The sequence below is a fragment of the Nocardia sp. JMUB6875 genome (assembly GCF_041154655.1).
GTDB lineage: Bacteria > Actinomycetota > Actinomycetes > Mycobacteriales > Mycobacteriaceae > Nocardia.
Map to the genome: position 1 here is coordinate 1 of NZ_BAAFGR010000314.1, position 4413 is coordinate 4413.

General features: G+C 68.8%; 4 protein-coding genes and 1 pseudogene. All 5 read right to left on the reverse strand.

Going from position 1 to position 4413, the window contains the following annotated elements:
- Positions 1-199, reverse strand: a pseudogene (locus tag ACAM49_RS38915) (c-type cytochrome biogenesis protein CcsB); the annotation flags it as partial.
- A complete protein-coding gene (locus tag ACAM49_RS38920) occupies positions 199-1818 on the reverse strand; it encodes a cytochrome c biogenesis protein ResB (protein ID WP_369640525.1) in 1620 nt (539 codons plus the stop codon). The gene ACAM49_RS38920 and the pseudogene ACAM49_RS38915, both read right to left, overlap by 1 nt.
- Before the next feature lies 1 nt (position 1819).
- Positions 1820-2644 (reverse strand): cytochrome c biogenesis CcdA family protein, encoded by an 825-nt coding sequence (locus ACAM49_RS38925; protein ID WP_369640527.1) that lies wholly within the window; start codon positions 2642-2644, stop codon positions 1820-1822.
- A gap of 5 nt (positions 2645-2649) precedes the next feature.
- The gene (locus tag ACAM49_RS38930) at positions 2650-3285 is read right to left on the reverse strand and encodes a TlpA disulfide reductase family protein (protein ID WP_369640526.1); all 636 of its coding nucleotides are present in this window, start codon (positions 3283-3285) and stop codon (positions 2650-2652) included.
- Positions 3282-3881, reverse strand: a complete 600-nt coding sequence (locus tag ACAM49_RS38935; RefSeq protein ID WP_051179537.1) for a histidine phosphatase family protein — start codon at positions 3879-3881, stop codon at positions 3282-3284. Before ACAM49_RS38935 ends, ACAM49_RS38930 begins: the two co-directional genes overlap by 4 nt.
- Between the last annotated feature and the right edge of the window lie 532 nt (positions 3882-4413).

Sequence of the window (4413 nt, forward strand, 5' to 3'; positions counted from 1 at the left end):
CCTTGCCGGGGGCGTCGGCGGGGGGTTCGTCGACGGTCGCGGAACCGCCTCCGGCGGTGACCAATTGGCGCGTGGTGGTCGGGACCGTGCGGGTCAGGGCGAACTGCCAGACCAGCATGATCCAGACCAGCGCGTAGATCACGATGGCCGATTTGAACGCGAGATCGCTGTAGGAGGCGAAGGTTTCGTCGATCGGCATTACTTCTCTCCCGTCAGCAGCCGCTCACGCAGGCGGTCGAATTCGCCGCCCCACCCGGCCTGGTCGGTGCGGGCCAGTCCGCCCATTTCTACTACAGTATGTCGTACCCCGTCGGTTTCGGCGCCGGGGTAGACGCGCAGCCAGATGCGGCGGCGCTTCACCAGCAGCGACACCAGCAGGCCCGCCATCATGGTCAGCGCCGACACCAGCACCCACTGCTGCGCCGGATCGTGCGAAACCTGCAGGTTCACGAACTCTTCCGCGCCGTCGAAGGTCACCTTGGTGCCGTCGGACAGGGTCGAGGTCTCCCCCGGCTTCAGGTTCACCCGCTGTTCCTTGACCAGGCGGCCCTGCTTGATCATTTCCGGGTCCAGCGAGAACAGCGACTGCGCGCGACCGGTGTCCAGACCGGTATCGCCCTGGTAGATGTCGATCGCCACGGCCGGATCGTTCATGGCCGGGTACATGGAGGTGAGCAGCTGGCCGTGCATCAAAGCGGTCGGCGCGAACAAACCCTGGATCGCCACCTGATGCTTGCGGCGCTCCTCCTCGTTCGGATACATGCCGCCCGGCGGATCGATGCGCAGCACACCCGAGGACAGGAAGGTGGTGGCGTCGTCCGGCTTCCACTGGATGGCCTCGGTGCGGGTCTGGCCGTTCGGGAAGGTCACCGTGAATTTGGGCGCGAAACCGTGGCCCTGCAGGTAAACCCGGTCACCCGCGACGCGCAGCGGGTGGTTGACGCTGATGGTGGTGTCACGCCAGGCGCCCGACTCCAGATCCTTGCCGGTCTGGTACTGGATGTTCGAGGTGAACATCGACGCCTGACCGTTCTTCAGGTAGTCGGCCTTGAAGTCCTTGACCCGCACGCACATCGGCGTCAGGCCGGTGCCGTCGATCACATTGCCCGCGCGGAAGGAGTCGAAGACGGCGGGCGAGGTGGTGCAGAAACCCGGGCCGTCATTGGCGATCACGACCACATTGCCCTCGTAGCCGAACAGCTTGCCCAACGCCACCGCCAGCAGCAGACCGACCAGCGCCAGGTGGAAGACCAGGTTGCCGAGCTCGCGGGTATAGCCCTTCTCCGCCGAAAGGGTCAGCTCCCCTTCGCGATTGCCCGGCTGCATGACCGTGCGCCAGCCGCGCATCTGGGTGCGGGCCCGCTCGATCACCTGCTCCGGCGTCGCGTCATCGGCGCCCGACCAGTGGTGCGGCAGCCGGGACAGATTGCGCGGCGCCTTGACCGGCGGCGTGCGCAGCGCGCGGTAGTGGTCCAGGCAGCGCGGCAGGATGCAGCCCACCAGCGAAACGAACAGCAGCACATAGACGGCCGTGAACCAGGCGCTGGAGAACACGTCGAACAGCTGCAGCCGATTCATCCACGGGCCCAGCGTCGGCCGGTTGCGGATGTAGTCGTCGACCTTGCCGGCGTTCAGGCTGCGCTGCGGCAGCAGCGCGCCCGGAATGGCGGCCAGGGCCAGCAGGAACAGCAGCATGAGCGCGGTGCGCATGCTGGTGAGCCCGCGCCAGGCATTGCGCAGCAGGGCGATCACGCGGCCCAGCGGCGACTGACGCGGCGGTTGGACCGGGGCACTGGGGGTTTCGATGGTGGCAGTCATGTCAGATCGGCAGGGTCACATTCGAGACGAAGGCGTCGCGGACCCAGGAGACGAACTGGTCCCACGCTCCGGTCACCAGGGCGATGCCGACGGCCACCAACAGCAGGCCACCGATCACCTGAATGGTGCGGGAATTGCGGCGCAGCCAGCCGACACCGCGCAACGCGGTCGCCGAACCGAACGCCAGGATCACGAAGGGCAGGCCCAGACCCAGGCAGTAGGCCACGATGAGGGCGACGCCGCGCGCGGCCGTGGTGCCCTCGGTGCCCGCCGACACCGCCATCACGCCCGAGAGCGTCGGGCCCAGGCACGGCGTCCAGCCGAGCGCGAACACCGCGCCCAACAGGGGCGCGCCGATCAGGCCGCTCAGGCGGCGCGGTTCCATGCGGGTGTCGCGCTGCAGGGCGGGGATGAGGCCGATGAAGGCCAGGCCCATCACGATGGTGACCACGCCGCCGATGCGTTGCAGCAGATCGCGATTCACGTTCAGCGCCTGGATCGCGCCGAACACGGTCGCCGAGGCGAGCACGAACACCACGGTGAAACCGGCCACGAACAGGCCCGCCGCACCGGCCACCCGCAGGCGCGCCGAATTGCGGCTCGCCGTAGCGGTTTTGGCGTTCTTCGCCGACTCGACCGTCACCGGCGGCGCCTCCGCACCGACGACGCCCGCCAGATAGGACAGGTATCCGGGGACCAGCGGCACCACGCACGGCGAGGCGAACGACACCAGTCCCGCCAGCAGGCACGCGCCCAGCGCCAGCAGCAGCGGTCCGGTCGCGGCGGTCTGCTGGAACGAATCCCCCACGCTGGCAAGCACGGTCACCCGGTTCACGACTGCTCCCCCGCGAGCCGGTCCACGACCGGCTGCAGATCCTCGGCGAGCAGCGAGCGCAGGAACACCGCCGCCACCCGATGCTGCTTGTCCAGCACGATGGTGGTGGGGATGACGCTGGTCGGGAACTTGCCGCCGAGCGCCAGCAGGCTGCGCATGGACGGGTCGTAGATCGAGGGGTAACCGACCTTGTTGTCGGTCACGAAATCCTGGGCCTTGTCCTTCTGGTTGTCGCGGACATTGATGCCCAGGAAGGCGACGCCCTTGTCCTTGCTCGCGTCGTAAACCTGTTCCAGCGCGGGCGCTTCCGCGCGGCACGGCCCGCACCACTGGCCCCAGATATTGAGCACCACGACCTTGCCCGGGAAATCATCGACCGAGGCGGTCTTGCCGTCGTGCATCAGATCCGGGCCGGACAGCTTGCCGATGGTGCCGCGCGCGGACGGCGGATCGTAGAAGATCTCGGTCTTGCCGCCCGGGGACACGAAATCGAAGGTGCCGCCCTGGGCCACCGCGTCCTTGCCCGCCGTCGAACACCCGGCCAGCACGGCCGCCGCGCACAAGGCCGCGAGCAGTGCGGCCGCGCGCCGGAAGGGGCGCGCGGCGGGCAGGGACACGATGGCGGGTCTCATGCTCCGGTCACCGAGGGATCGGAGGCCCCGGCGGGCTCCGAGTACACGATGTCGATCAACGTATCGCCCTGGTAGACAAGCGAAGTCAGCGACGCCAGCGAGCACTGCCGCTGCCGCGGATCGTGCCAGAGGCGCTGGCCCTGCAGGAAGCGGCGCAGCGTCCACACCGGCAGCTGATGCGACACCAGCACGGCCTCGCGACCGGCGGCCTCCACCCGCGCCTTGTTCACCGCGGCCAGCATGCGGTGCGCGATCTGCAGATACGGCTCACCCCACGACGGGGTGAAGGGATCGCGCAGCTTCCACCAGTGCCGCGGCTTGCGCAGCGCGCTCGCGGTGACCTTCAGGCCCTCGAACGTATTACCGGCCTCGATCAGATTCTCATCGGTCCGAATGGTGAGCCCGTGCCCGATGGCGATCGGCTCCGCGGTCTCCTGCGCCCGCTGCAACGGCGAGGCGACGACCAGCGCGATGTCGTGATCGGCCAGCGAGCGGGCGACGGTCTGCGCCTGCGCGCGACCCGTCACCGACAGCTGGAACCCGGACAGGCGGCCGTACAGGATCCCCTTCGGGTTGTGCACCTCGCCGTGCCGCATGACGTGCACGATGGTCTCGACATCGGAGGCCACATCGCCGGGCAGGATCAATCCGCTTGCGGCGATGGAGGATTCGGCGGCCTCGTCGGCCGAATCATCGGCCTCCGGATCGACCTCGACCACGATCTCGGACGAGAACGGCGCGGCGGCCTCGGGCTCACCGGAATCGGTATCGGCGGCGGCGAATTCCTCGGCGGCGGCGATCGCGGCCTCGAAGACCGCTTCCGCGGGTTCGTCGACGGCGGTAGTCGCGGGAGCATCGGCGGCGACCTCGGTCACGGCGTCGATGGCGACCTCCGTGGCGTATTCGTCGGTCGCAACGGCCTCGTCGTCGGCGGCTACTGCGGGAGCCGCCTCAGCCGCGTCGGAATTGTCGGATTCCGTTGCGGCGGTGGCGGTTTCCGCGGCGGCCGGAGAGACGATGATGTGCTCGCCGGTCTCGGCGAGTTCCTCTTCGGCCTGGCGGATGGAGTCCAGCAGGCGGGTGGCCTCGGCGGCGGAGAGGGGGGCCTGATGCTGGGTGGGGTCTGGT

Bases quoted from the DNA above. Each gene is read 5' to 3' on its own strand.
- ACAM49_RS38920 (WP_369640525.1), bottom strand. From the start codon at position 1,818: ATGACTGCCACCATCGAAACCCCCAGTGCCCCGGTCCAACCGCCGCGT.
- ACAM49_RS38930 (WP_369640526.1), bottom strand. From the start codon at position 3,285: ATGAGACCCGCCATCGTGTCCCTGCCCGCCGCGCGCCCCTTCCGGCGC.
- ACAM49_RS38935 (WP_051179537.1), bottom strand. From the start codon at position 3,881: ATGCGGCACGGCGAGGTGCACAACCCGAAGGGGATCCTGTACGGCCGC.